Consider the following 389-nt stretch of genomic DNA (forward strand, 5'->3'; position numbering starts at 1 on the left):
ATTTGCATCCAGGCGAGCCTTCGCATCGAGGAGGACGTCGCGAATATGGGTGGCTCCAGGCTTGGTGTAGTACAAGGTCATGACCAACCGGCTATGACCGACAAGCTTCTGCAGCACAGGGAACGGCACCTGTCCTTCCAAGGCCAGTGCAGTGACAAGGGAGACTCGCAAACTGTGAAGTGGGAACAACGTTCTCTTCTTGGACTGGGGCGGCAGCAGCCGAATCGGTGTTCCGTTGTGGTGAGTTTCGGAACGCCCGGCGAGCCGTGATTCGAATGCCTTCAGCAAATAGAACCAGCACGAATTGAGCGCCTGATCCTGAAGCGGAAAGTTACGCATTCGTGCCGTTGGATATTCTGGCAATCGGAAGAGAAAGCACGCGTCAGGAT

General features: G+C 55.5%; 1 pseudogene. It reads right to left on the reverse strand.

The window, feature by feature from the left end:
- Nucleotides 1-363, reverse strand: a pseudogene (locus M3205_RS25330) (gamma-mobile-trio integrase GmtZ); the annotation flags it as partial.
- Between the last annotated feature and the right edge of the window lie 26 nt (nt 364-389).

This window comes from Cytobacillus firmus (genome assembly GCF_023715565.1).
Lineage (GTDB): Bacteria > Bacillota > Bacilli > Bacillales > Cytobacillaceae > Cytobacillus > Cytobacillus firmus_C.